The 304-nt window shown below is 68.8% G+C and carries 1 protein-coding gene; it reads right to left on the bottom strand.

Annotated features, from left to right (window positions below; genetic code table 11):
- The coding region (locus BC360_RS27565; RefSeq protein WP_413813790.1) for a calcium-binding protein at positions 1–304 on the bottom strand (304 nt) is incomplete at both ends.

Here is a 304-nt window from a genome sequence, read left to right as displayed (position 1 = left end):
CGCCGAACAGCCGGTCATCGCCGTCATCGCCATGGAGGGTGTCGTCGCCGTCGCCGCCCAGCAGCGTGTCGTTGCCGCTGCCGCCGAGGATCAGGTCGTCATCTTCGCGGCCATAGACGCTATCGTCGCCGCCAAGGGCGGCGATGATATCGGGATGCGGCGTGCCGATCAGCACGTCCGGTCCGTCGGTGCCCTTGATCTCATGGGCCGGCCAGTCGAGCAGCGCCAGGAGCGCGCCATTGGCAACGCTGCCGCTGCCGTCGGAGACGGTGTAGCTGAAGCTGACCTCGCCGATCTCGCCGCG

Source organism: Ensifer sp. LC163 (genome assembly GCF_001695855.1).
Taxonomy (GTDB): domain Bacteria; phylum Pseudomonadota; class Alphaproteobacteria; order Rhizobiales; family Rhizobiaceae; genus Ensifer.
Note: the sequence above shows the minus strand (reverse complement) of the source record. Positions and strands in the feature narration are given on the sequence as shown.